The organism is Stenotrophomonas sp. 3(2025) (genome assembly GCF_052665395.1).
Window position 1 is genome coordinate 123,306 of the sequence record NZ_JBQOIF010000005.1, and the last position, 23,509, is coordinate 146,814.

Annotated in this window: 20 protein-coding genes; 7 read left to right on the forward strand and 13 right to left on the reverse strand. The window is 67.0% G+C overall.

The annotated features are described in order from the left end of the window. Positions 1-97 precede the first annotated feature (97 nt). Positions 98-1,087, reverse strand: coding sequence for a sensor domain-containing protein (locus ACUXVE_RS05820; RefSeq protein ID WP_093817739.1), 990 nt, complete (start codon positions 1,085-1,087; stop codon positions 98-100). After that, complete coding sequence (locus ACUXVE_RS05825) at positions 1,084-1,449, reverse strand: PadR family transcriptional regulator (protein ID WP_033830706.1); 366 nt, start codon at positions 1,447-1,449, stop codon at positions 1,084-1,086. Before ACUXVE_RS05825 ends, ACUXVE_RS05820 begins: the two co-directional genes overlap by 4 nt. Before the next feature lie 136 nt (positions 1,450-1,585). On the opposite strand from ACUXVE_RS05825, the gene ACUXVE_RS05830 reads away from it, so the two are divergent. Further along, a complete protein-coding gene (locus tag ACUXVE_RS05830; RefSeq protein WP_445513982.1) occupies positions 1,586-2,488 on the forward strand; it encodes a peptidylprolyl isomerase in 903 nt (300 codons plus the stop codon). A gap of 567 nt (positions 2,489-3,055) precedes the next feature. Here ACUXVE_RS05830 and ACUXVE_RS05835 read toward each other — a convergent pair. Further along, the gene (locus ACUXVE_RS05835) at positions 3,056-3,928 is read right to left on the reverse strand and encodes a DMT family transporter (RefSeq protein ID WP_025877696.1); all 873 of its coding nucleotides are present in this window, start codon (positions 3,926-3,928) and stop codon (positions 3,056-3,058) included. 116 nt (positions 3,929-4,044) lie between these two features. Between ACUXVE_RS05835 and ACUXVE_RS05840 the strand changes: the two genes are divergently transcribed. Both ACUXVE_RS05840 and ACUXVE_RS05845 read left to right on the forward strand, forming a co-directional pair. Continuing rightward, positions 4,045-4,989: a LysR substrate-binding domain-containing protein gene (locus ACUXVE_RS05840; protein ID WP_222390142.1), complete on the forward strand. Its 945-nt coding sequence runs from the start codon at positions 4,045-4,047 to the stop codon at positions 4,987-4,989. A gap of 69 nt (positions 4,990-5,058) precedes the next feature. Further along, positions 5,059-5,352, forward strand: a complete 294-nt coding sequence (locus ACUXVE_RS05845) for a hypothetical protein (protein ID WP_025877698.1) — start codon at positions 5,059-5,061, stop codon at positions 5,350-5,352. Between the two features lie 119 nt (positions 5,353-5,471). Here ACUXVE_RS05845 and ACUXVE_RS05850 read toward each other — a convergent pair whose 3' ends face one another. After that, the gene (locus ACUXVE_RS05850; RefSeq protein WP_445513983.1) at positions 5,472-6,272 is read right to left on the reverse strand and encodes a DUF4349 domain-containing protein; all 801 of its coding nucleotides are present in this window, start codon (positions 6,270-6,272) and stop codon (positions 5,472-5,474) included. Then, positions 6,269-6,625, reverse strand: a complete 357-nt coding sequence (locus tag ACUXVE_RS05855) for a GFA family protein (RefSeq protein WP_093817734.1) — start codon at positions 6,623-6,625, stop codon at positions 6,269-6,271. The genes ACUXVE_RS05850 and ACUXVE_RS05855 overlap by 4 nt, the downstream gene beginning before the upstream one ends. Before the next feature lie 112 nt (positions 6,626-6,737). Here ACUXVE_RS05855 and ACUXVE_RS05860 point away from each other — a divergent pair, with 112 nt between their 5' ends. Then, positions 6,738-8,546, forward strand: a complete 1,809-nt coding sequence (locus tag ACUXVE_RS05860) for a DUF885 domain-containing protein (RefSeq protein WP_025877701.1) — start codon at positions 6,738-6,740, stop codon at positions 8,544-8,546. A gap of 121 nt (positions 8,547-8,667) precedes the next feature. Here the strand turns inward: ACUXVE_RS05860 and smrA are convergent, their stop codons facing one another. Both smrA and ACUXVE_RS05870 read right to left on the reverse strand, forming a co-directional pair. Further along, positions 8,668-10,500, reverse strand: a complete 1,833-nt coding sequence (smrA, locus tag ACUXVE_RS05865) for a multidrug efflux ABC transporter SmrA (RefSeq protein ID WP_445513984.1) — start codon at positions 10,498-10,500, stop codon at positions 8,668-8,670. A 192-nt stretch (positions 10,501-10,692) separates the two neighbouring features. Next, on the reverse strand, positions 10,693-12,252 hold the full coding sequence (locus ACUXVE_RS05870) for a serine hydrolase (protein ID WP_093817732.1): 1,560 nt from the start codon (positions 12,250-12,252) through the stop codon (positions 10,693-10,695). Positions 12,253-12,362: 110 nt separating this feature from the next. Between ACUXVE_RS05870 and ACUXVE_RS05875 the strand changes: the two genes are divergently transcribed. Both ACUXVE_RS05875 and ACUXVE_RS05880 read left to right on the forward strand, forming a co-directional pair. Further along, the gene (locus tag ACUXVE_RS05875) at positions 12,363-12,806 is read left to right on the forward strand and encodes a VOC family protein (RefSeq protein WP_033830702.1); all 444 of its coding nucleotides are present in this window, start codon (positions 12,363-12,365) and stop codon (positions 12,804-12,806) included. Then, on the forward strand, positions 12,803-13,681 hold the full coding sequence (locus ACUXVE_RS05880; protein WP_445513985.1) for a DUF72 domain-containing protein: 879 nt from the start codon (positions 12,803-12,805) through the stop codon (positions 13,679-13,681). Before ACUXVE_RS05875 ends, ACUXVE_RS05880 begins: the two co-directional genes overlap by 4 nt. Here the strand turns inward: ACUXVE_RS05880 and ACUXVE_RS05885 are convergent. Next, entirely contained in the window at positions 13,602-14,219 is a 618-nt protein-coding gene (locus tag ACUXVE_RS05885; RefSeq protein WP_445513986.1) for a Pr6Pr family membrane protein, read from the reverse strand. The two genes, ACUXVE_RS05880 and ACUXVE_RS05885, sit on opposite strands and share 80 nt — an antisense overlap. A 77-nt stretch (positions 14,220-14,296) precedes the next feature. Here ACUXVE_RS05885 and ACUXVE_RS05890 point away from each other — a divergent pair, with 77 nt between their 5' ends. Further along, a complete protein-coding gene (locus ACUXVE_RS05890) occupies positions 14,297-15,244 on the forward strand; it encodes a DMT family transporter (RefSeq protein ID WP_445513987.1) in 948 nt (315 codons plus the stop codon). A 39-nt stretch (positions 15,245-15,283) separates the two neighbouring features. Here ACUXVE_RS05890 and ACUXVE_RS05895 read toward each other — a convergent pair whose 3' ends face one another. The 5 genes from ACUXVE_RS05895 to ACUXVE_RS05915 all read right to left on the reverse strand — a co-directional run bounded on the left by ACUXVE_RS05895 (position 15,284) and on the right by ACUXVE_RS05915 (position 23,390). Next, positions 15,284-16,444, reverse strand: a complete 1,161-nt coding sequence (locus ACUXVE_RS05895) for an AAA family ATPase (protein WP_445513988.1) — start codon at positions 16,442-16,444, stop codon at positions 15,284-15,286. 120 nt (positions 16,445-16,564) lie between these two features. Continuing rightward, the gene (locus ACUXVE_RS05900; RefSeq protein WP_059063565.1) at positions 16,565-17,635 is read right to left on the reverse strand and encodes a GGDEF domain-containing protein; all 1,071 of its coding nucleotides are present in this window, start codon (positions 17,633-17,635) and stop codon (positions 16,565-16,567) included. A gap of 151 nt (positions 17,636-17,786) precedes the next feature. Then, positions 17,787-18,509 carry a pseudouridine synthase gene (locus ACUXVE_RS05905; protein WP_093817726.1) on the reverse strand — a complete coding sequence of 241 codons (723 nt, stop codon included), beginning with the start codon at positions 18,507-18,509 and terminating at the stop codon, positions 17,787-17,789. A 34-nt stretch (positions 18,510-18,543) separates the two neighbouring features. After that, positions 18,544-20,208 carry a diguanylate cyclase gene (locus ACUXVE_RS05910; RefSeq protein WP_445513989.1) on the reverse strand — a complete coding sequence of 555 codons (1,665 nt, stop codon included), beginning with the start codon at positions 20,206-20,208 and terminating at the stop codon, positions 18,544-18,546. Between the two features lie 755 nt (positions 20,209-20,963). After that, complete coding sequence (locus ACUXVE_RS05915) at positions 20,964-23,390, reverse strand: putative bifunctional diguanylate cyclase/phosphodiesterase (protein ID WP_445513990.1); 2,427 nt, start codon at positions 23,388-23,390, stop codon at positions 20,964-20,966. Positions 23,391-23,509: the final 119 nt, after the last annotated feature.

The window sequence follows — 23,509 nt, forward strand, 5'->3', positions numbered from 1 at the left end:
ACCATTCATCCAATCCCCCGCCGCTTCGCGGCCGCCCCCTGACTCAGGGGGCTCTGCTCCAGCACGCGTCCGCGCCAAGCGTTCTGGGCCCATGCCCTTACAGGCGCACCAGCAGGTTCTTGGCCAGCATGCCGTGCAGCTTGCCGATGCCGCGTGCCAGGTGCATCGTCAGCAGCAGCAGCAACACACCCACCGCTGCTACCCCGATCGCCACCAGCGGCGAGGCCGCCATCGGCAGTACGTTCACGTCGTTGATGTAGATGCCGGGGATGTCGCCGCTGAAGATCGCCGCCACCGGTGCCCAGATCAAGCCCAGCGACAGCGACAGCAGGGTCACCGCGATGGTGAAGTAGATGATGCCCAGCGGCAGCATCAGCACGAAGTACAGCAGGGTCAGCCAAGTGCGACCATCGGTGAACATGTCGCCGATACGCTGCAGCCAGCTGCGGCTGCGGTCGGTGTACTGCGGCCGGCGCGGCATGCGCTCGCCCAGCAGCGCTTCCACCAGCCGCCCTTCCAGCAACGCCAGTCCACGCACCGAGCCGAAGAACAGCACGGTCAGCGGGACGCCGATGATCAGGATCAACAGGCCCAGCGACAGCGACAGGCCGGTGACCACCCAGGTGAAGAAGAAGATGCCGGTGGCCAGCGACAACAGCATGTAGAACAGCGCGCCGTAGGTGTGCGGATCCGTCACCACGCCGAAGAAGCGCGCCAGCAACGAGCGTTGCATGGGTGCTGCCGGCTGCGCCGCCGGTGCCGCACCGCTGGCCTCGGCCGCTGCACGCAGCACTGGGCCGGTGTCGGCCCGCGGCGTGCGCAGCGCGCGGTTCACCGTGAGCTCGGTTTCGCGATAGATCTCCGCCACCTCGTCCGGTGCACCGTAGCTGCCGGCGACGTCGGCGATCACCTCGGCTTCGCTGCGGCCGGGTTGCGCCGCCAGTTCCGAGCGCAGGTATTCCTCGGCGTCGTACAGGGCGTCCTGCACCATCGCCGGATCGGCACCGTCCAGCGCCGCACGCAGCTGCGCCAGGTACTGCGGGATGGTGCTGGGCAGACGGATGCCTGCCAGGTCCAGGTCGTTCATTGCGGTATCCCCTCCAACACGGAATCGACGGAATCACGGGTGTCGCGCCAAGCCTGGCGCCATTGCTGCAGCACCTCCCGGCCACGCGCGTTGATGCGGTAGTAGCGGCGCGGCGGCCCGCTGCTGGACGGCTCCACATGGCTCTCCAGCAGGCCGGCGCCCTCCAGGTTGCGCAGCACCGGGTACAGCGCGCTCTGCTTGCCACTGAGCACGCCCTCGCCCACCCGTTCCAGCTCCTTGGCGATCAGATAGCCGTACAGCGGCTCACCTGCGCGGGCCAGCACTGCCAGCAGGGCCAGTGACACGGTTCCGGCGCTGAGCTCCTTCTGGAACTTCTTCAGGTGGACATCGTCCTCGGACATGACCGGCCCTCCACTACGTTGAAGTCCACAGTAGTGCGAAGTTCGGTATAGCGAATGTGTCGTTAGTCATCCTGCCGGTTGGCGTGGCCGTGCCGCTCGCGCAGAATCGAGGCCTCGTTCATGTTCCGGGGATCCCATGCCGCACCGTCGACGCCTTGCCCTGACCGCCCTCGCCCTGGCCTGCCTGCTGCCTGCAATGGCCAGCGCAGCCACGCCCTACCGCAGCCCGCAGCAGATCCTCGATGCCTCGGCCGCCAGCGACTGGCGCACGCCGGACCCGGCCAACCTGCTGTACATGGACCTGCCTGCCGGGCGGGTGATCATCGAGCTGGCGCCGCAGTTCGCCCCACACCATGTCGCCAACATCCAGACCTTCGCCCACGAGCACTTCTGGGACGGCACCAGCATCTACCGTTCGCAGGACAACTTCGTGGTGCAGTTCGGCGATGCCGACGCCGACGATGCCGCCAAGGCCAAGCCGTTCGGCAGCGCGCAGCGCAAGCTGCCGGCCGAGTTCGAGCGTGCCAGCGCCGGCCTGAAGGTGAGCGTGCTACCCGACCGCGATGGCTGGGCAGCACAGACCGGCTTCGTCGACGGCTTCCCGGTCGGCCAGGACCCGCAGGCCGGCAAGGCTTGGCTGGCGCACTGCTACGGCATGCTCGGTGCCGGCCGCAGCAACGAGGAAGACAGCAGTATCGGTGCAGAACTCTACGTGGTGACTGGCCAGTCGCCGCGCCAGCTGGACCGCAACATCACCCTGGTCGGCCGCGTGCTGAAGGGCATGGAACTGCTCAGTGCGATCCAGCGTGGACCGGCACCGATGGGTTTCTACACCGACCCGAAGCTGCGCACACCGATCGTGTCGATCCGCAGCGCCAGTGACGTGCCCGCGGCCGAGCGCACGCCGATCCAGGTGCTGCGCACGGATTCAAAGACCTTCGCCGATACGGTGGAAGCGCGGCGCAACCGCGTGGATGATTTCTACAAGCGCCCTGCGGGGCATATCGACCTCTGCAATATTCCGGTGCCGGTGAAGTAACGCCGTCGCGGGTTCTGCGCGTGGCGCGTGCTGAAGGTGCTTCACCTTTCATGGGCGTTACTTTTCTTTGTACGCAAAGAAAAGTAACCAAAAGAAACGTTCCGCCGGTCACGAGCCGATGCGCGTTGCGCATCGGTGCCCTGCGCTCCTCGGCCCGTCGAGGGACGGCGCGGGAACTCGCTGCGCTCAGACACCCGCGCCTCTTCGCCCTCGCCGGACCTGCGGTGCTCGGCTCGCTCAAGGCGGACCCAGATCAAAGGCCGCAGCTGCACCCAGTAGATCCACGCCATGCGTGGATGCACTTGCTGTTGATCTTGACCTTCCAGCCCGCCTTGGGCGAGCCGAGCATCGCAGGGGAATCAGGGGCGAAGAGGTGCCGATGTCTGAGCGCAGCGAGTTCGGCACCGTCCCCTGATTCACCGAGAAGCGCAGGGCACCGACGTGCGAAGCACGGCGGCTCGCGACTTGGCGGCGCGTTTCTTTTGGTTACTTTTCTTTTCGCGCGAAAAGAAAAGTGACGCCCATGAACGATGAAACACCTTCAGCACGCGCCACGTGCAAAACACCTCAGCCCTTCTGACTCACCGCCACGCTACCCAGAATCAACGCACCGGCAATCAGCATCTGCAGCGTCACCGGCTCGCCCAGGAACAACCAGGCGAACGCAGCACCGAACAGCGGAACCAGATAGGTCACCGTTGACGCACGCGACGGGCCGATGCGGCCGATCAGGCGATAGAACATCAGGAAGGCGAATCCGGTGCAGACCACGCCCAGCGCGATCGCCGCGCCCCAGGCCTTGCCTGGGATCGGACCCTGCGGCAGATGCGTGAGCGCCATCGGCAACAACCACAATGAGGCGCACGACAACGTGGCAGCGGCGGCAGCAGCCGAAGGCAGACCGGTCATGTGCCGCTTCACCAGGTTCACGCCCAAGCCGTACAGCAGCGAGGCGGCGGCACCGGCCAGTACGGCCGTGCCGATGCTCAGCCCCGAGATCTTGGCCGTGGCCAGCACCACCACGCCGGCAAAACCGACCAGCAGCGCGCCGGCACGGCGTACACCGATCTTCTCGCCGAAGAACAGGAAGGCGATCAGTGCGGCAAACAGCACCGTCATCGCATTGCAGATCGCACCGATCGCAGCCGGCGCACGCTCTGCGGCGTAAGCGAACAGCACGAACGGCAACGCCGAATTGACCAGGCCGATCGGCGCCAACCACAACCAGCGGCGCGGCGGGAACTGCGCGCGTGCGCGCCACAGGAACGGCAGCAACACCAGTGCGCCCAGCACCAGCCGTACCTCGACCAGGGCGAACGGCCCGAATGAAGGCACTGCCACCCGCATGAACAGGAACGAGCAGCCCCAGATCGCGCCGAGCAGGGTCAATTCCAGCGGTGTGCGCCAATCACGCTCGGTCGCTTGGGGTATCGCATTCATGTGCTGTGTCCGTTGCTCATCGTGGCGCTGTTCCGGCCACACAGGATCAGCCGCAGACGCCCGCTGCACAAGCGCGTAGTATCGCTGCCAGCCACAAATATGGTTTGAGGCTGGACATGCTGCTACGCCCTTCCCTGCTTCCCGCCCTGGCCGTTTTCGCGGTCGCTGCGCGCCATCAGAACTTCGCCCAGGCCGCGCAGGAACTGCATCTGACCGCCAGCGCGGTCAGCCACCATGTGCGACGCCTGGAAGAGGTGCTGGCCACGCGCCTGTTCCTGCGCCATGCACGCGGGGTACGCCTGACCGCCGAAGGCCGGCAGTTGGCCGATGCCGCCAGCGCCGCGTTCACCGATGTCGCCGCCGTCGCCCACCATCTGCAGCCGGACGCGGACAGCGTGCCGCTGCGGATCGCGACGCTGCGCTCGCTGTCGTACTGCTGGCTGCTGCCACGGCTACCGCGTTTCACCCAGGCCCATCCACACATCCGCATCGAGCTGCACACCGGCAGTGGCCTGGACCGTTACGACGAGAACGGCCCGGAGGTCGGCATCCGCTACGGACTGGGCCAATGGCCCGGACTGCATGCGCAGCACCTGATGGACGACAACCTGTTTCCCGTCGCGTCCCCGGCGCTGCCGGGAGTCGAAGCGCTGCTGGACCCGGCACGCATCGCCGAGCTGCCGCTGCTGAGCGATCTGTCACCACAAGGCTGGCGCGATTGGTTCCGCCATGCCGGCGTGCGTCCGCCGTCACCGTTGCCGGCGATGCACACCTTTGCCGACAGTACCGACGCGATGCGCGCGGCGGTGTACGGCATGGGCGCGGTGCTGGCGCGTACCCACGTCGCCCAGCCGTACCTGCAGCGCCATGAGCTGGTACGCCTGCCTGGCCCTGCACTGAAGGCACGCTATGCCTATTACGTGGTGCATGCCGAAGGGCGGCCGCCCAGCCCCGCCGCACGGCTGTTCATCGACTGGCTGCTGGGCCAGGCAGCGGATGAGCGCACGCCGGTACCGGCGTTGCCGGACAGCCTGCTCGGCCGCCCGAGCACACCCGGCTGACTGCGCCCTCACCCGATCTTTGCCCAGCGCTGGCTAGGCTGCAGGCGAACCCCACAACGTGCTTCCGCCATGGCCCTGCTGCGACTGCGAATTACCGGAACCGAAGATGATGCCCGCGCGATCAGCGACCTGCTGCTCGGCCTGGAAGGCATCGAACACGTCGAAGAGACCGACGACCTGATGCCGCACATGGATGACGATGATTCCAGCTCGGCCGGCCTGTCCGACGACATCGGCCCGGGCACCCACGAACTGGAAGTGGAAGTAGGCAACGAGAGCACCGCGCAGAAAGTGCGCGATGCGGTGCAGGAACTGGCACTGGAACTGGATGTGTTCGTCGAATACGAGACCGACGAAGGCTGAGCGTTCGCCGGGCATGGCCCGGCGCCACCGGAACAGACGGCGCATGGCCGACGCTACCGACGTGCCTCGAGCATCGGGTAGCGCCGGGCCATGCCCGGCGAATACGCGGCGCGGTTCGATCAGGGCTTGCGGCGTCGGCGACGCCACCACGCCCGTACGCCCCAGGCCGCGATCAACGCCAGCACCGCCACCGGCAACAACGCGGCGGCGGCACGGATCAAAAATGCCACGCTGGTGCTGAGGATGCTGCCCGACTCGCTCAACGCTTCGCCGATTTCGCTGCGGCTGCGTTGGCCGGAGGTGGTGTCGAAATGCATCGTCACCAGCTGCGTATCGATGCGCCTGCGCTGCTGGGCGGCATCCTTGGTGGCCTGCTCCACCCCCGCTTCGATCTCCGACAGGCGCGTGGTGATCGCCATCAGATCCTCGATCTTCAGATCGCCGCGGTCCTGGTAGGACAGCAACCGCGCGTGCTCCTTCTCCAGCCGTGCCTTGGTCAGCGCAGTGTCGGCCACCTGCTGGGCCAGGTCCTCGGCACGCGTGTTGCGCGCCTGCAGCGTGCCGCCCTCGCCGGCCAGGCCGATCAACGATTCCACGCCCTTCGGCGCAATGCGTACCTTGACCTCGCCACTGGGCTGTTCGCCACTGCGCTGATCCACCTGCAGCACCGCGCACTCACCGAACTTCGCGTTCTGGCACGCCTGCGCGACCTGCTGGATGCGCGGGGCGATCTGCGCTGCTTCCAGCTGCACCTGTACATCGTGCTCATAGGCCAGGAACGCGCCTTCCGGCGAGGCCACGCCCGCTTCGGCGGCACCACCGGCATCGGCGGCCCTTTCACCCTGCTTGGCGCAGGCAGCCAGCGCGAGCAGTAATGCCGGCACGATCATCACGCGCGTCCACACGCGAGGAGCCGTCATCGCGAGGCTCCGTCGAACGAGGTGATCGACAATCCACCCAGCTCCACCTGTGGCAGGCAGCGCACGTTGATCGCCACCATCGGCAGGCCGCTGCGCGGATCCACTGCCTCGCTGTACGGCGCGGTGCCGCACTCACGGCAGTGATGGTGATCGATGTTATGGGTGTTGAACTGGTAGGTCGCCACGTCGGCGATATCGGTGCCCAGCTGGAAGGCCTCGCGCGGGGCGAACCAGAGCAGGCTGCCGCGGCGGCGGCACATCGAGCAGTTGCAGTCGATGACGTCCTTGATGGGGGCGTCGGCCTGCACGGTGAATGCGATCCTGCCGCAATGGCAGCTTCCCTGGTATTCCATGTCCCGCGCTCCGCTGGAGAGTCCTTGTATGCGCCCATGGTAATCCTATGGCACGGGGACAAAGCAGCCCCGGGGGCCTATGCTCGAGGATTGACCCCGTACAGGAATGCCGATGCGCCCGCATCTTCTTGCCCTCGCCCTCGTCGCCGCCCTCGCCGGTTGCCAGCCGGCCGATGCCCCGACCAACGGTTCCACCCCGGCCGCCAGCCAGCAGGCCGGAGATGCGGCGGTCGACGCCGCCTTCGCCGACCTGTCCAAGCGTGCCCTGGATACCTGGATGCAGCTGTCCCCGGTCAGTGCCACCCAGATCGGCGACCACCGCTATGACAGCGAGATCGACGACCTGAGCGCGGCCGGCCAGCAGAAGACCGTGGACGCCTACAAGGGACTGCTGGGCGAGCTGGACAAGATCGAGGTGGCCAAGCTGGGCCGCGAAAACCAGGTGGATGCAGCGATCCTGCGCAACCAGCTGCAGTCGGAAATCTGGAATGCCGAGGTCATGCAGTCCGGCAAGTGGGATCCGCAGCTGTACAACGGCGTTGCCGGCAGCGCGATCTACGGCCTGATGGCACGCGAGTTCGCGCCGCTGCCCGAGCGCCTGAAGGCCGCCACCGCGCGCATGGAGAAACTGCCGGCGATCTTCGCCCAGGCCCGCGAAAACCTGGATCCGGCACGCGTGCCGAAGATCCATGCCGAGACGGTGGCCAAGCAGAACAAGGGCATCCTCAGCATCGTCGATACCTTCATCACCCCGCACATCGGCGAGCTGCCGCAGGCCGACCAGCAGCGCCTGCAGGCCGCCATCGACGGCCTGAAGAAGGCCGTGGACGAACAGCAGACCTGGCTGGACAAGACCCTGGTGCCGAACGCCAAGGGAGACTTCCGCATCGGTGCGGAAAAGTACGACCAGAAGCTCAAGTTCGCGCTGAATTCCTCGCTGTCGCGGCAGGAGATCGGCGAGCGTGCACGCGCCGAACTCAAGCGCGTGCGCGAGGACATGTACGGCATCGCGCAGACCGTGCTGAAGGACAAGCCGGGCGCACCGGAAATGCCGGCGCAGCCGACCGACGAACAGCAGCAGAAGGCGATCGAGGCCGCGCTGGAGCTGGCCTACGCTGACAAGCCGGCGCGCGACAAGGTGGTCGACGACGCCAAGGCCGCACTGGAGCAGTCCACTGCGTTCGTCCGCGAGCACGACCTGATGACCCTGCCCGACGCGCCGGTGGACATCATCCTGATGCCGGAATTCCAGCGTGGCGTGGCCGTGGCCTATTGCGATTCGCCGGGCCCGCTGGACAAGAACCTGAAGACCTTCTATGCGGTTTCGCCGATTCCGGACGACTGGAACGACAAGCAGGTCGATTCGTTCCTGCGCGAATACAACTCGCGCATGATCCACCTGCTGAGTATCCACGAGGGCACCCCGGGCCACTACCTGGAAGGCTGGCATTCGGCCAAGTTCCCCTCCACCCTGCGCGCGGTGCTGCGCTCGGGCCTGTTCGCCGAAGGCTGGGCGGTCTACACCGAGCGCATGATGCAGGAGCAGGGGTACCTCAACAACGACCCGTTGTTCCACCTGGTGCAGCTGAAGTTCTACCTGCGCACGATCTCCAACGCGATCCTCGACCAGGGCGTGCACGTGGACAACTGGGATCGCGAGAAGGCGATGCACCTGATGACCCACGACGCCTTCCAGCAGGAAAGCGAAGCCTCGGGCAAGTGGGTGCGTGCGCAGCTGACCTCGGCTCAGCTGCCGACCTACTTCGTCGGTGCGCAGGAACACTTCGACACCCGCAAGGCGATGCAGGACAAGCTGGGTGACAAGTTCAACCTGAAGGCGTACCACGACCAGATGCTGTCCTACGGCGCACCGCCGGTGCGCTTCGCACGCCAGCTGATGCTGGACCAGCCGATCGAGTGATGGATCGGGTGTGAGGTGAAGGAAAACGGCCCGGGGAGACCCGGGCCGTTTCTTTATCCGTGTGGCACGGCATCCGCGCATGGCGTGGACCTACTGTTGCGCATCCACCATGCGGCGTTGGTCATCGCTCCGCAGCGACAAAGCCACCGGTCTGCCGTGCCCACAAGCGCGCGTACAGTCCGCCGGCCTCGATCAGCTCGGCATGGCTGCCGGTCTCGACAATGCGGCCCTGGTCCATCACCACCAGCCGGTCCATGCGCGCGATGGTCGACAGGCGATGGGCGATCGCGATCACCGTCTTGCCGCCCATCAGCTCGTCCAGGTTGTCCTGGATGGCCGCTTCCACTTCCGAGTCCAGTGCCGAGGTCGCCTCGTCCAGCACCAGGATCGGGGCGTCCTTCAGCAGCACACGGGCAATGGCGATGCGCTGGCGCTGGCCACCGGACAGCTTCACCCCGCGCTCGCCGACATGCGCGTCGTAGCCACGACGCCCTTCGCCGTCGACCAGCGTGTCGATGAAGGCCTCCGCGCGCGCCTTGGCCACGGCCGCGCGCAGCTGCGCGTCGGTCGCATCGGGACGGCCGTACAGCAGGTTGTCGCGGATCGAACGGTGCAGCAGCGAGGTGTCCTGGGTGACCACGCCGATCTGCTGGCGCAGGCTTTCCTGGGTGACGTAGGCGATGTCCTGATCATCGATCAGGATGCGACCGCTTTCCAGGTCATACAGCCGCAGCAGTACGTTCACCAGCGTCGACTTGCCGGCACCGGAGGGGCCGACCAGACCGATCTTCTCGCCCGGCTTCACCACCAGGTCCAGGCCGGCAATCACGCCGCCCTTCTTGCCGTAATGGAAATGGACATCCTGGAAGTGCACACCGCCACGAGTCACCTGCAGCGGCACCGCATCCTCGCGGTCCTGCACGGTCAGCGGCTGGGCGATGGTGGTGATGCCATCCTGCACGGTACCGATGTCTTCGAAGATGCCGTTGATGGTCCACATGATCCAGCCGGACATGTTGTGGATGCGGATCACCAGGCCGGTTGCCAGGGTGATCGCGCCGACGGTGATGTGTCCGCCGTTCCACAGCCACAGTGCCAGGCCACAGGTGCCGGCGATGAGGAAACCATTGACGATGGCGATGGTCAGGTCCATGCCGGTGGTGATCCGGGTCTGCGCGCGGTGCTTGACCGCCAGCTCCTGGATCGAATCGGCGACATAGGCCTGCTCGCGGCCGCCGTGGGCGAACAGCTTCAGGGTGGGAATGTTGGTGTAGCCATCAACGATGCGTCCCATCGCCTTGGAGCGCGCCTCCGAGGCGATCCAGGCCCGTTCCTTCGCGCGCGGCACGAAGTAGATCATGATCACCACGTAGGCCAGCAGCCACAGGATCAGCGGCACCATCAACCGCCAGTCGGCCTGCGCGAACAGGTACAGCGCGGTGCCGGTATAGACCACGATGTACCACAGCGAATCGACCATCTGCACTGCCGACTCGCGCAGCGAGGTGCCGGTCTGCATCACCCGGTTGGCCATGCTGCCGGCGAAGTCGTTCTGGAAGAAGCTCAGGCTTTGCCGCACCACGTAGTTGTGCATCAGCCAGCGCGATCGATTGCTCAGCCCCGGCACGATGGCCTGGTTGACCAGCAGGTTGTGCAGGCCGACCAGGATCGGGCGCGCGATGACGGTGATGAACAGCATCCAGCCGAGCGTATCGGCATGGCGCTGGAAGAAGTCCGCGCCGGGCTGCTCGGCAACCATGTCGACGATGCGACCGAGGAAATCGAACATCGCCACTTCCACCAGCGCCAGCAGCAGGCCGGCGACCAGGGTGGCCAGCAGCACCGGCCACACCGGCCGCAGGTAGTGCAGGTAGAACGGCACCACGTTGCGCGGTGGCATGCGCCCGTCAATGGGCGGAAACACCGGAATCAGGGATTCAAACCAACGGAACATCGCATTCCCTCGCCATCGATAGCCGGCGGAGTATCCCACGCCGCGTGTGTACGCCGGCCGACGATCACCACCGGTTCCGGGTGGCGCCGGGCCATGCCCGGCGGATCGCCTGCAACCGCGCTACGCGCTCGCCGGACGTGGGCCGGCGCTACCCGTCCGCTCGGCCAAACGATAGCGCCGCGCCCGGCGGCGTCATTTCACCGGCGTGAACAGCAGATCCTGGAAATCGAAGCTGAAATCGGTCAGGTCCGAGATCGGCTGCATGCGCACCTCGCGCACTTTTCCATCCGGGTCCAGGCTGAAATTGACGAAGGCATCGGCATTGAGCGAGCGGTCGTCCCAGCGCACGATGAAGGTGTCGTGCTGCCAGTGCTCCAGACGGCCGCTCAGCTGCGCGGTCTTTGCAAAGCGCAGGCGCAGGCCCTTGCCTTCCGCCGTCACCACCATGTCGCCATACCAGCGGTCGCGGTAGGTGGCCGCATACCCGGCCAGCGGCAACGACGGCCTGCTGCCCTTGTCACGCTCGGCCTGGTGCCTGGCCCACGCTTCGTCGGCCTTGTCCTGGCCCTTGGCCACGCCCTTGGCATAGGCATCCACCCAGTCGTGCTTTTCACCGCCAAGGTAGGCATCGAGCACGCTCAACGTGATCGCATTGAAGGCCGCACCCACTTCCTGGTTGGTCAGCACCACCACGCCCAGCTTCTCGCCCGGCACCAGGGTCAGCCGCGAAACCATGCCCGGCCAGCCACCGGTGTGCCAGACCAGCTTCTGCCCGCGGTAGTCGCTCAGGCTCCAGCCCTCGCCATAGCCGGCGAAGTTGGCCCGCGCCGGCGCCAGCTCCGGCACGCTCGGCGCCGGGATCGTCTGCGGCGTGATCATCTGCCACATCTGCTGCTGGCTCTTGGCGGTGAACAGCGCAGTGCCATCGGCCAGCTTGCCTTCGGCCAGCTGCACCTGCATCCAGCGTGCCATGTCGTGGGCACTGGAATAGATGCCACCGGCACCGGCATTGTTCGACCAGGTCAACGGTGCAACGGTGCGCAGGTCCTTGAAATCGTACTTGGCGTGGCCGACCGCAGCATTGTCGCCGGCCTTGAGGTGATCGGCGTTGTAGCGCGTGCCGGCCATGCCGACCTTGTCGAAGATGCGTGTCTGCAGGAACTGCTGGTAGCTCATTCCCGAAACGTGCTCGATCACCTGCTGGGCGACTGCATACAGGATGTTGTCGTAGGCATAGCGCTCGCGGAAACCGCCCTTCAGCGGCACCTGGCCGAGGCGCTGCACGACTTCGGCATTGCTGTAGGAGGTGGTCGGCCAGAACAGCAGGTCGCCCGCGCCCAGGCTCAGGCCGCTGCGGTGGGAAAGCAGGTCGCGGATCGTCATCTGCCCGGTCACGAACGGATCGGACATGCGGAACGATGGCAGGTGGTCGATCACCTTGTCGTCCATCTTCAGCTTGCCGTCCTCGGCCAGCAGATTCAGCGAGGTGGCAGTGAAGGCCTTGGTGTTGGAGGCGATGGCGAACAGGGTATCGGCCTCGACCGGCGCCGGCTTGCCCAGCTCACGCACGCCCCAGCCGCGTTCCAGCACCACCTGCCCGTCCTTGACCACGGCCACGGCGATACCGGGCACGTCGAACTGCGCGCGCACGCGCTCCACGGTCGCATCCAGGTCCTGCAGCTGCTGCGGGGTCGCCGCATTGGCCATGGTCGTGCACGCAAGCAGCACGGCTCCTCCGATCCAGGTTTTCATCCAGCACCATCTCCGAACAGGGGTAGCGGCCATGTGCAGGCCGTCACCGGGGTTTCGCGCGATGGTAACGGCCCCGGGTGCAGCCTGCCCTGTGCCATAGGAGGGGTGTCATGGGTGCGAACGGCCAGAGCAGCAACGGCTCCACCATCATTCCGTGCCTGCGTTACCGCGATGCGCTGGCGGCCATCGACTGGCTGCAGCGCGCGTTCGGTTTCCACGCGCAGGCCGTGCATGCCGACGGCGATACGGTGCATCACGCGCAGCTGGTATTCGGCCAGGGCATGATCATGCTCGGATCTGCCAGCAACAGCGGCGAATGGGCCAAGCTGGCGGTGATGCCCGATGAAGTCGGCGGCCGGCAGACCCAGAGTGCCTGCGTGATCGTCACCGATGTCGACGCCCACTATGCCCGGGCCAAGGCTGCCGGTGCGCGCATCGTCATCGACATTGCCGACCAGGCCTACGGTGGACGTGGCTATGCCTGCGCCGACCCGGAAGGCTACCTGTGGTGGTTCGGCAGTTACGATCCATGGCGGGCGGAACACACGCAATGACTGCACGGCAAGCGTCTGCGGCGCCGGTCCGCTGCGGTATCGGCGGCTGGGTGTTCCCGCAATGGCGTGGGGGCGCCTTCTATCCGCCAGGATTGATCCAGCGCGAAGAGCTGGCCTATGCCAGTCGTGCGTTGCGCTGCATCGAGATCAACGGCACCTTCTACCGCACCCCGACAGCGGCCCAGTGCGCGCAATGGGCAGCGCAGACGCCGGAAGGTTTCCGGTTCTCGATGAAGGCCCCGCGTCATCTGGTGCAGCGTCGCGACCTGTCGTCCACGATCGAGGCGGCCAGCGCGTTCCTGCAGGCGGCCGTCGCACTGGGCGACCGGCTGGGCCCGTTGCTCTGGCAGTTCGACCCGCAGCACCCGGCCGATGCCGCGGCGCTGGATGCCTTCATGGCACAGCTGCCCAGGCAGCTGGATGGAACGGGGTTGCAGCATGCGTTGGAGGTGCGCAACGCCAGCGTCCATGGGCCGGAACTGGTGCAAGCGGCGCGCCGGCATGGCGTGGGCCTGGTGATCGAAGACAGCGACGAATCGCCATTGCATGGCGACATCACCGCGGGCTTCGTCTATGCACGGATCAAACGCAGCCAGGCCCGACTGGCCGAAGGTCTTCCCCAGCCGATGCAGCAGCGCTGGGCCACGCGCGCGCGGTGCTGGGCCCGGGGTGAGGCGGTGGACGACCTGCCCTGCCTGGCCGCACCGTCCCCTGCCGCGCCGCGCGAGGTCTACCTGCTGTGCATCGGCGCCGGCAAGGTGCGCAATCCGGCGGCGGCGATGGCGCTGCAGCGGGTCATCGACGGCGCCAGCGGTCCACTGCCCACAGCAGTGTCCAGCCCAGCACGAACACCCCGCCGACGCGCAGCACGCTGAGGCCGAATGCGCGCGAACCGATCCGCTGTACTTCCAGGAACGGATACGGTGCGCTGCCCAGCCACGAGGCCGTGAGCATCGCCCAGCCCAGGTAGGCCAGCGGCACCAGCAGGACCACACCCAACGCACGCCAGCGCAGGCCACCATGTGGCAGCAGCGCCGCCCAACCGGCCAGATACAGCAGCGGCACCACGTAGTGCAAGCCGGCATCGGCCCACCATTGCAGGCCAGTTGGCTGCCACAGCCCCTGCAGCGCCAGCAGATAGATCAGGCCGGTCACGCCGATGCACAGTGCCAGGGTGGCGGCCACTGTAGGTCGCAGTGCGCGGCCGCTGCAGAGCCAGAGGCAGCCCAGGCACACGGCCAGATTGCTGAGGATGGTGAAGTAGCTGAAGAAGCGCAGGCTCGCCACGCCGGGTCCGCGGCTGGCGCCGATGCCGCGCATCAGCAGGGCAAACTGCAGCAGCAGCGATGCTGCCGCGACCAGCGCGGTCAACAGCGCCCAGCCGCGCAGCAGAAGAAAACGGGCAGCAGGCATGCACGGCTCCTTCGTGGCAACGCCGCGAGCATGCCACAGGCATCGCCGGCCGAGGCGGCTTGCCGCACAATACGCCGATGAGCACACCCGACACCCGCAAAGCGCTTTGGCAGATCCACTTCTGTGTCCTGCTGTGGGGCGTCACCGCCATCCTCGGCAAGTTGATCACCCTGCCGGCGCTGCCGCTGGTGTGGTGGCGGATGCTGCTGGTGGTGGCGATGCTGGCGTTGCTGCCGCGGGTCTGGCGCGGGTTGCGCACCTTGCCGCTGCGGCTGGTCGCCGGCTATGCCGGTATCGGCGCGCTGGTGGCCCTGCATTGGCTGACCTTCTACGGCGCGGTGAAGCTGGCCAATGCCTCGGTTGCCGCCACCTGCATCGCCCTGGCACCGGTGTTCACCTCGATCATCGAGCCCTGGGTGGCCAAGCGTCCCTTCCAGCTGCGCGAACTGGCCTTCGGCCTGGCGGTGCTGCCCGGTGTGGCGCTGGTGGTGGGTGGCGTGCCCGACGGCATGCGCCTGGGCGTGTTGATCGGTGCGCTCTCGGCCCTGCTGGTGGCAGTGTTCGGCTCGCTCAACAAGCGCATGGTCAGCCATGCAGATCCGCTGACGGTCACCGCACTGGAACTTGGCGCCGGCACGCTCACCCTGACCCTGCTGGCACCGCTGATGCCGTACCTGCTGCCAGCGCTGGCCAGCCCGTTGTGGATCGTTCCCGACCTGCACGACGGCATCCTGCTGCTGGTACTGGCTGGCGCCTGCACGCTGCTGCCGTTCGCCCTGGCGCTGGTCGCGCTGCGCCATCTCAGCGCCTACACCGTGCAGCTGGTCACCAACCTGGAGCCGGTCTACGCCGTGTTGCTGGCCGTGGTGCTGCTGCGCGAGCAGCACGAAGTCACCCCGTGGTTCTACCTGGGCGTGGCGATCATCGTCGGTGCCGTGTTCCTGCATCCGCTGCTCAACCGCCGCAAGCGCGTGCAGCATCCTGAACTCCTCGGAACATCCGAAGCGCGCAACATCGCCGATTGAGCGCGTCCGCGCACTGCGTGGATCTTCCCGGCACCCGTCTCAGCGCTGCGGCCAATGCCAGGCCGGTGCATCCAGCAGGCCCTGCCCGCTCAGCAGCGTGCGCCCGTGTTCCTTGTGCAGGTGCATTGAATGGCACTGTGGTGCCTGTTCCAGCGCGGCAATCAAGCGCGTGGCGTGCGATACCACCCAGACCTGGCTGCGTGCACTGGCGGCGATGATCAACCGTGCCAGCGCCGGCAGCAGGTCCGGATGCAGGCTGGTCTCCGGCTCGTTGAGCACCAGCAGCGGCGGCGGCCGTGGCGTGTGCAGGGCCGCGGCCAGCAACAGGAACCGCAGCGTGCCGTCGGACAATTCGGCCATCGACAATGGCCGCAGCAGACCGGGCTGGTGGAAGCGCAGCGCGAGCCGGCCATCCAGTTCCTCGAAGCTGACCGTCGCCCCCGGGAATGCATCCCCGATCGTCCGCGCCAGCGCCTGCGGATCACCGATTTCCAGGATCGTCACCCAGGCGGCGGCGAGGTCGCGGCCGTCGTGGTGCAGCACCGGGGTACGGGTCGCCATTGCCGGTTGTCGCGCCGGTGCATCGGCATCGCTGCGGAAGTGGTCGTAGAAGCGCCAACGGCGGATGTACTCGCGCAAGGTGATGGCTTCCGGCATGCGCTGTGGATCGCCCACCTGGGTGAACAGGCTGTCGAACAGCGAAAGACGGTCGTCCACCAGGTCCCAGCCGCGTGCGTGCCGCTGCCGCACCAGCGCACCGCGGCGGTCGACCAGCAGATTGGCGCTGCGCAGGAACGGCCCTGCCCAGATCGCTTCAGCCTTGATCTGCGGGTCCAGCGCGAAAGCTGATCGGCTCGGTGGCGGATAGCCGAGGTCGATGGCGTAGCCGAATTCATCGGTGGCGAAGCCCAGCTTGAGCCCCAACGATTCCTGGCGCGGCCCGCCCTGCAGCGGGATCTCACCGGCCAGCACGCGGCGGTCGATCTTTTCCGGACCGGCCCACAGCGCCGAGCCCAATCCACCCTCCCGCGCCAGTACCGCTGCAACACCGCCCTGCGCGGTTTCCGCCAGCAGGCGCAGCGCGCGGTACAGGCTGGATTTGCCACTGCCGTTGTCGCCGGTGACCACGTTGAGCCGCTGCATCGGCAGCACCAGCGCATGCAGCGATCGGTAATTGGCGATGGCCAGGGTCTGCAGCATGGTCGACGTCCTTGCGGTGAGACGTTGAGGGTGCCGTACGGGTATCGCAATGGCTGCGACTGCACGCAAAGGCCCGGGCCATCCACGCATCGCGTGGATCCACCGCAGCCGCGCGGGCGGTCAGGGCGCCACTTCCACCCGGTTGCGGCCGGCGCCCTTGGCCCGGTACAGCGCGGCATCGGCACGGGCCAGGGTCTGGTCAGACGTTTCACCGGGCTGGTGCTGTGCCACACCGATGCTGATGGTCACCGGGAAGCCCAGCGGCAGGTTGGACACGGCTACCCGCAGGAACTCGCATTGCAGTTCGGCGGTACGCAGGTCCGCGTCCGGCATCAGTGCCACGAATTCCTCGCCGCCATAGCGCGCAGCCAGGCCCCCACCGGCGAAGTGCGAGCGCAGCAGCGCCCCCAGTTCGGCCAGCACCCGGTCGCCGGTCGCGTGGCCCTGGAAATCATTGATGTGCTTGAAATGATCGATGTCCAGCAGGGCCACGCAGGTCTGCCGGTCCCGGCCATCGACGGCAATCACCGCCTCGTCCAGCGCCGCTGCCAGTGCCCGCCGGTTGGGCAGGCCGGTCAGGGCGTCGGTACGGCTCTGTTCGGCCAGGTCGGCATTCTGGGCCAGCAGCACATCGTGATACTCCGACAGCAGGCGTTCGTAATCGTTGCGCTCAAGCATGTGCCGCTGGATATCCAGGGCGAAACGGCGCAGCTCCATCACCACCATCACCTGCCGCGACAGCGCGGCCAGCGCTTCGGCCTTGTCGGTCGCCAGCTGCTGCGGCCGCGCGTCGAACACGCACAGGGTTCCCAGCGGCAGGCCGTCGCTGCTGATCAACGGCGCACCGGCATAGAAGCGCACATGCGGGTCGCCGGTCACCACCGGATTGTCGTGGAAGCGGACGTCCTGCAATGCATCCTCAACCACCATGATTTCCTGCGGCTGCAGGATCGCGTGGCCGCACATCGACTCGCTGCGCAGGTTCTCGGTCGCGGCGATGCCCTGCATCGACTTGAACCACTGGCGCTCGACGTCGATCAGGGTCACCGCCGCCATGGTCGTGCCACACACCGCCTTGGCGATGGCCACCAGGTCATCGAACGAGCGTTCGCGCTCGGAATCGAGGATCCGGTAGCGGTACAGCGCCTCCAGGCGCAGCGCTTCGTTGGCGGGCTTGTCGGGCTTGATCATGCAGCGTCACGTTCCGGCAGGGCGCCGCAAAGTCTAGCGGATGCGGGCGGCCAATCTGCATTGCGGTAGTGCCGGCCGTTGGTCGGCTCCCTGATGTTCATTGCCAGCACCGTGCAGTTGCCGGCCAGCGGCCGGCACTACCGGTCGTTGCTTACCAGTCCTGCTGCTGCGGCAACAGGCCGTGAAGCTCCTGCTCGGTCAGGTTGCGCCACTGGCCCGGCTTCAGTGCACCGATCTTGATGTTGTCGATACGTACGCGGCGCAGCTGGGTCACGCGGTAGCCGAACTCGGCCGCCATCAGCCGGATCTGCCGGTTCAGGCCCTGCTGCAGGGTGATGCGGAAACCGAACTTGGCGATGCGCGAGGTACGGCACGGCAGCGTCATCTGGTCGTGGATGCGCACGCCACGCGCCATGCCGCGCAGGAATTCGTCGGTGACCGGCTTGTTCACTGCCACCAGGTATTCCTTCTGGTGGCCGTTCTCGGCGCGCAGGATCTGGTTGACGATGTCGCCGTTGCTGGTCATCAGGATCAGGCCTTCGGACTCCTTGTCCAGGCGGCCGATCGGGAAGATGCGCTGTTCGTGGCCGACGAAGTCGACAATGTTGCCCTTCACCGTGCTTTCGGTGGTGCAGGTCACGCCCACCGGCTTGTTCAGCACGATGTACACGTGGCGGCGGGCGCCCGGCTTGCGGGCAGTGCGCACGCGCAGGGGCTGGCCGTCGACCAGCACCTTGTCATCCTCGCCGACCACCGCGCCGGTGCCGGCGGCATGGCCATTGACGGTGACCCGGCGGGCGGCGATCAGGCGATCGGCCTCGCGTCGGGAGCAGAAGCCGGTGTCGGCGATGTATTTGTTAAGTCGGCTGGTCATCGCCCCATTATCCGGCATCACCGCCCTTCCCGCCTCATGCCGTGGTCAACGGATCTTCGGTTTCGCCATCGAACACCCGGTTGCGGCCACTGCGCTTGGCCACGTACATGGCGTGGTCGGCGCGCCGCAGCAGCGCGGCCAGGTCATCTTCGGCCGGCCGCCACTGTGCCATGCCGATGCTCGCGGTCACCTCCAGAGCGGGCACCTGCAGGTCCCGGCAGGTCTCGGTGATGCGCTGGCGCAGGCGTTCCAGGCGGGTGGCCGCAACCTCACGCGGCATGCCCGGCAACAGCAGCAGGAACTCCTCGCCCCCCATCCGCACCACCTGGTCCTCGCTGCGGACAGCGGCGCGAAGCGCGCGGGCCACGGCCACCAGCACCTGGTCGCCGATCTCGTGGCCATGGCGATCATTGATGTCCTTGAACAGATCGATATCGAGGAAGCCGATCACCAGCGGCCCGCTCTCACGCTCGCCGTCCTGCAGATGCTGGGCCAGCTGCTGCAGGCCGGCACGGCGGTTGGGCAGGCCGGTCAGCATGTCGGTCTCGGCGAGCTGGCGCATTTCATCGCGCTGCTGGCGCAGCCGGCCCAAGCGCAGGTTGAGCGCATAGGCCGCCATCATCAGCAGCCAGGTGACCGCCAGCTGCAGGGCCTCCACCCGGTATTCCATCAACCAATGCGCGCTGGCGGCGTCTGCCACGATCAGCACCAGCATCGGCGCCAGTGCGGCCAGTCCGGCCAGCGACCAGACATCACCGCGCAACCGGGCCCAGATGCCCATCGCCAACGACAGCGCACAGCCGACGACGAACGTCCCGTGCAGGACCTGCGCGACCACGACCAGTCCATCGCGCTGCAACCACGGCACCAGGGCCGCCAGCGCGAGCAGGGACCACAACACCAGCTGCTGGCCCACGCGCGAACGTGGCAACACGCGGTCGCCGCCGTTCAGGCGCCACAGCGCCGGCAGCACCAGTGCCTGGGTCGCTGCAGTCAGCGCCAGCAGCCACCAGTCACCGCGCCCGCCGACCCGCAGCCACGGCTCGGGATAGCCGCTGAGACCGCCCAGGATCGACTGCCACAGCACCAGCACCAGGGTGGCACCGATGTACATCAGGAAGCTGCGGTCGCGGGTGGTCAGGTAGGCCATCAGTGCCGACAGCGCCAGCGCGATGGCCACGGCGATGCATGCGGCGCGCACCAGCAGCCGGGCAGTGTCGTTCTGCTGCACCGGGCTGGGCGCACCCAGCTGCAATGTGGGAACCCAGCGCGCCTTCAGCGGCGTCTGCCAGGAAACCAGGAAGGGCTCGTGGCTGCCGGCAGCGGGTACCGCCACCATGCCGATGCCCGCACGGAAGCGCGAATCGCGGGTGCGCGCATCCTGCATGTTGCCGCAGATCTCGCGATCACCGTGCTGCAGCCGCACTTCGCCGGCAAAGATGTTGAAGACATCCAGCGCCTGCGGCTGCCCGGACCAGCCTTCTGGCGGTGCATTCACCCGTGTCTGCTGGCGCGGCCCGGCCAGCATCTCCGGCGTGCACGCGCGATGGGGCGTAGGTTCGGCTGTCGCGGTGCCGACCAGAAGGTAATCGCGGCCGGCGTCGACGCTGCGCGCATGGCCCAGCCACGGCAATGCCAACCACACCAGCAGCAGGACAAGCACCGCCCCTGTTTCCAAACGCACCTGCCTGCCGCCCACGCCACGTCCTGTTCCTGCTTACGTCCGCGCCCACTGCGCGTCGCCCCTGGCGGCATTATCGCAGCGGAATGCACCACCGATGTGTAGACCAAAGTGGCGGGGGTGTTGGCCGGGCTGCCGCCCGGCACCCGCAGAGGCCGGAGCCGAAGCAACAGCGAAAGCGGCTACCGAGGTGGGCGGGGCGGTATGGGCAGGCAGGACACGCCGTAAACCCATCCATGGGGGCTCGATGGCGCCTTGCTCGTGTGCGCCGTCCTGCGCACACGGCAAGACCGGGGTTGGGCGTCCTGCCCAACCCGCTCGAGGGCATGCCTCGGGCCCATGGCGCCAACGGTCCTGCCTGCCCATACCGCCCCACCCCTGACAGTTCCCGCGCGTAGTAGATCCACGCCATGCGTGGATGGACGTTCATACCGATTTCGAGATCATCGAATGGATTGGATTTCATCCACGCATGGCGTGGATCTACGTGCCGACCAAGGTCGACACCCACCAGGAGCAAGTCATGCCATCCCGACAGATTGTGGAGATCTGTCGAAGGCGGGGTGGGTCCGGTTGCGGGGGCGTGAGCGCCATGGATGGCGCGACCGAGCCTACAGGGACGTACTTGCGGCGTCCCCCGCAACCGGACCCACCCCGCCATCCCACGGAATGCAGCTGTTGCTGTTGCTGTTGCTGTTGCTGTTGCTGTTGCTGTTGCTGTTGCTGTTGCTGTTGAGGTTGAGGGTGCCGGGCACAGCCCGGCCGCAGCACCTTCAGCCGGCAGCCGATGGCCCCTGCGTACCGGCCAACCGCATCGGCCGCAGGTCAGCCAGGGTCAGCCGTTCCAGCGGCTGCGGCCGTTCGATGGCATACCCCTGCAGCCCCTGCACGCCCATCCCGGCCAGCGCCTCGGCAATTTCGCTGGTCTCCACCCACTCGGCCACCACCTCCATCTGCAGTTCGCGGCCCAGCTCGCTGATCGCGCGCACGCTGGCACGGCTGACCGGATCGGTGTCCATGTCGCGCACGAACGCACCATCGATCTTCAGAATGTCCGCCGACAGCTGCCGCAGATAACCGAACGAGGACAGGCCCGAGCCGAAATCGTCCAGCGCCACCCGGCAGCCGCGCGCCTTGACCGCGTCGATGAAGGCACGCGCCTGGCTCAGGTTGCCGATGGCCGCTGTTTCGGTGATCTCGAAACAGAGCTTGGACGCCAGCGCGCGGTTGCGCTCCAGCAGGTCGCAGACGAAGGCCAGGAATCCCGGCTCGGCGATCGACTGGGCCGATACATTCACATTGCACAGACCCAGCTGCCGCACGTGCGCCGGGCACACCTGCAGGTGGCGGAACAGCAGGCCGAGCACATGCCGGTCCAGCACCACCGCCATGCCGTAGCGCTCCACGGCGGGCATGAACTGGCCCGGCAGGTGCAGCACGCCGTCACTGTCACGCATGCGCACCAGCACTTCGTAATGCAGGTAGGAAGGATCGCCGACCTTGGCGATGCGCTGCGCATACAACAGCATCCGGTTCTCGGCCATGGCGCGACTGACGCCCTGCAGGCGTTCGGCCTCCAGCCGCCGCTCCTCCAGCGCCAGCCGGTTCTCGTTGAAGCAATGCACGCGGTTGCGACCGGCCTGCTTGGCCGCATAGCACGCGCTGTCGGCCGCGCTCATCAACCAGTTCACGTCCGGCGCCTCGGCCGTCACTTCCACCACGCCGACGCTGCAGCTCAACTGGGGGCTGCCCTCGCTGACCGGGAACGTGGCCTGGCCCAGGTTGCGGATCAGTCGCTGCAGCACCCGCTTGGCTTCATCCTGGTTGGCGCGGGCAAGGAACACCGCGAACTCGTCTGCCCCCAGGCGGCCGACCCAGTCGCCATCACGCACCGCGCCGACCAGGTACTCGGCGAAACTGCGCAGCATCTGGTCGCCGGCCGCGTGGCCGAAGCTGTCGTTGACCAGCTTGAAATGGTCCAGGTTGATGTAGCCCAGGGCATGAGTCCCACCATCGGAGCGGACCTGCAGCAGCGATTTTTCCAGCAGGCGCTCGATCTCGCGACGATTGATCAGTCCGGTCAGTGGGTCATGGCTGGCGTGGTGCTCAATCTCACGTGCCAGGGCATGGTTCTGGCTGACATCCTCGACGATGGCGAACACCGACAGGCGGCCACCGCTGGTGGTGCGCACGCCGGTGCCACTCCAGCGTCCCCACACCAGGCTGCCATCACGACGCCGGAAACGCAGTTCGCCCGGTCGCAGCTGACGTTCCCAGTCGATGCGGCCACTTTCATCGATCACCAGCTCGCCCTCCATCAGCAGCTCGGCCAGCGACATCTGCAGCAGCACGTCCCGACGATGGTCGAGGATGTCGGCCATCGCCTGGTTGGCCTCCACCACCCGGCCGCCGGCATCCAGTTTGAGCATGCCGACGTTGGCCTGGTAGAACGCCGCACGGAAACGGCTTTCATGCTCGGTCAGATCCTTGCCGACCCGGCGCGCCAGGGCCACCGCCATCAGGCTGATCAGCAGCACCGACAAGCCGCCTACGGCGAGGGTTGCGATGCGCACCGCGCGGGCCATGCGCAGCAGGGCCTGCGAGAACGCCTGCGCCTGCCCGCGCAGCTGGTGGTCGATGCCACGCAGCCGCTGCAGGTAGTCATCCACGGCTGCCCCGTCCAACGGTCCTGTGCCATGGCGGCGTTGCAGTTCCTCCGCCAGCGCCTGCATGGCCAGCAGGTCCGCGTCGGTCTGCCGCCACAACCAGGTGGCTTCGCGGAAGGCTCCGACGTTGCGCGCATGGCGGAACGAGAAGATCAGCCGGGGGATGTCGGCGCGGGCATTGCCCCCACGCAGAAATCCGGCCCGGGCTGCCGCCTCGTCCGGTTCGGGTTGCTCCAGCGCCATGCGGGCCTGCAGGTCACCCAACGGAACCTGCAGTGCCCGCTGGGCATCCTGCAGATCCTGCAGATGGCCACGCGCCAGGTAACGGCTGAGCGCTGCGGTGGCGTCCTGCTGCCCCCGCGACCAGTAGCCCTGGCCGGCGATCCACGCCGTCGATGCCGCCTGCAGTTCCTGGATCACCGCTGACAGCGCGACCAAGCCGATCGCCATGCCCGTCAACAGCGCAAATCGCAGTCCCAGCCCGCGGGTCATCGGCACCCGTCGGCGCTGCTGGTCCATGCCACTCCTACCCATCCTGGATCCCCCGAATGTGCTGCGGTGACAATCTCCTACGGAACCGCGCCAGCCTAGAACCGCAGATGTGTGGGCCATGCGAAACCGGACCCGGCCGGTGATCGGCAGCGGCGGCCGGG

Coding starts and splice junctions, on each gene's coding strand:
- ACUXVE_RS05895 (WP_445513988.1), bottom strand. CDS start 16,444: ATGCTGCAGACCCTGGCCATCGCCAATTACCGATCGCTGCATGCGCTG.
- ACUXVE_RS05875 (WP_033830702.1), top strand. CDS start 12,363: ATGGGTGCGAACGGCCAGAGCAGCAACGGCTCCACCATCATTCCGTGC.
- ACUXVE_RS05880 (WP_445513985.1), top strand. CDS start 12,803: ATGACTGCACGGCAAGCGTCTGCGGCGCCGGTCCGCTGCGGTATCGGC.
- ACUXVE_RS05845 (WP_025877698.1), top strand. CDS start 5,059: ATGGCCCTGCTGCGACTGCGAATTACCGGAACCGAAGATGATGCCCGC.
- ACUXVE_RS05830 (WP_445513982.1), top strand. CDS start 1,586: ATGCCGCACCGTCGACGCCTTGCCCTGACCGCCCTCGCCCTGGCCTGC.
- ACUXVE_RS05890 (WP_445513987.1), top strand. CDS start 14,297: ATGAGCACACCCGACACCCGCAAAGCGCTTTGGCAGATCCACTTCTGT.
- ACUXVE_RS05825 (WP_033830706.1), bottom strand. CDS start 1,449: ATGTCCGAGGACGATGTCCACCTGAAGAAGTTCCAGAAGGAGCTCAGC.
- ACUXVE_RS05870 (WP_093817732.1), bottom strand. CDS start 12,252: ATGAAAACCTGGATCGGAGGAGCCGTGCTGCTTGCGTGCACGACCATG.
- ACUXVE_RS05885 (WP_445513986.1), bottom strand. CDS start 14,219: ATGCCTGCTGCCCGTTTTCTTCTGCTGCGCGGCTGGGCGCTGTTGACC.
- ACUXVE_RS05900 (WP_059063565.1), bottom strand. CDS start 17,635: ATGATCAAGCCCGACAAGCCCGCCAACGAAGCGCTGCGCCTGGAGGCG.
- ACUXVE_RS05835 (WP_025877696.1), bottom strand. CDS start 3,928: ATGAATGCGATACCCCAAGCGACCGAGCGTGATTGGCGCACACCGCTG.
- ACUXVE_RS05820 (WP_093817739.1), bottom strand. CDS start 1,087: ATGAACGACCTGGACCTGGCAGGCATCCGTCTGCCCAGCACCATCCCG.
- ACUXVE_RS05850 (WP_445513983.1), bottom strand. CDS start 6,272: ATGACGGCTCCTCGCGTGTGGACGCGCGTGATGATCGTGCCGGCATTA.
- ACUXVE_RS05905 (WP_093817726.1), bottom strand. CDS start 18,509: ATGACCAGCCGACTTAACAAATACATCGCCGACACCGGCTTCTGCTCC.
- ACUXVE_RS05855 (WP_093817734.1), bottom strand. CDS start 6,625: ATGGAATACCAGGGAAGCTGCCATTGCGGCAGGATCGCATTCACCGTG.
- ACUXVE_RS05860 (WP_025877701.1), top strand. CDS start 6,738: ATGCGCCCGCATCTTCTTGCCCTCGCCCTCGTCGCCGCCCTCGCCGGT.
- ACUXVE_RS05840 (WP_222390142.1), top strand. CDS start 4,045: ATGCTGCTACGCCCTTCCCTGCTTCCCGCCCTGGCCGTTTTCGCGGTC.
- ACUXVE_RS05915 (WP_445513990.1), bottom strand. CDS start 23,390: ATGGGTAGGAGTGGCATGGACCAGCAGCGCCGACGGGTGCCGATGACC.
- smrA (WP_445513984.1), bottom strand. CDS start 10,500: ATGTTCCGTTGGTTTGAATCCCTGATTCCGGTGTTTCCGCCCATTGAC.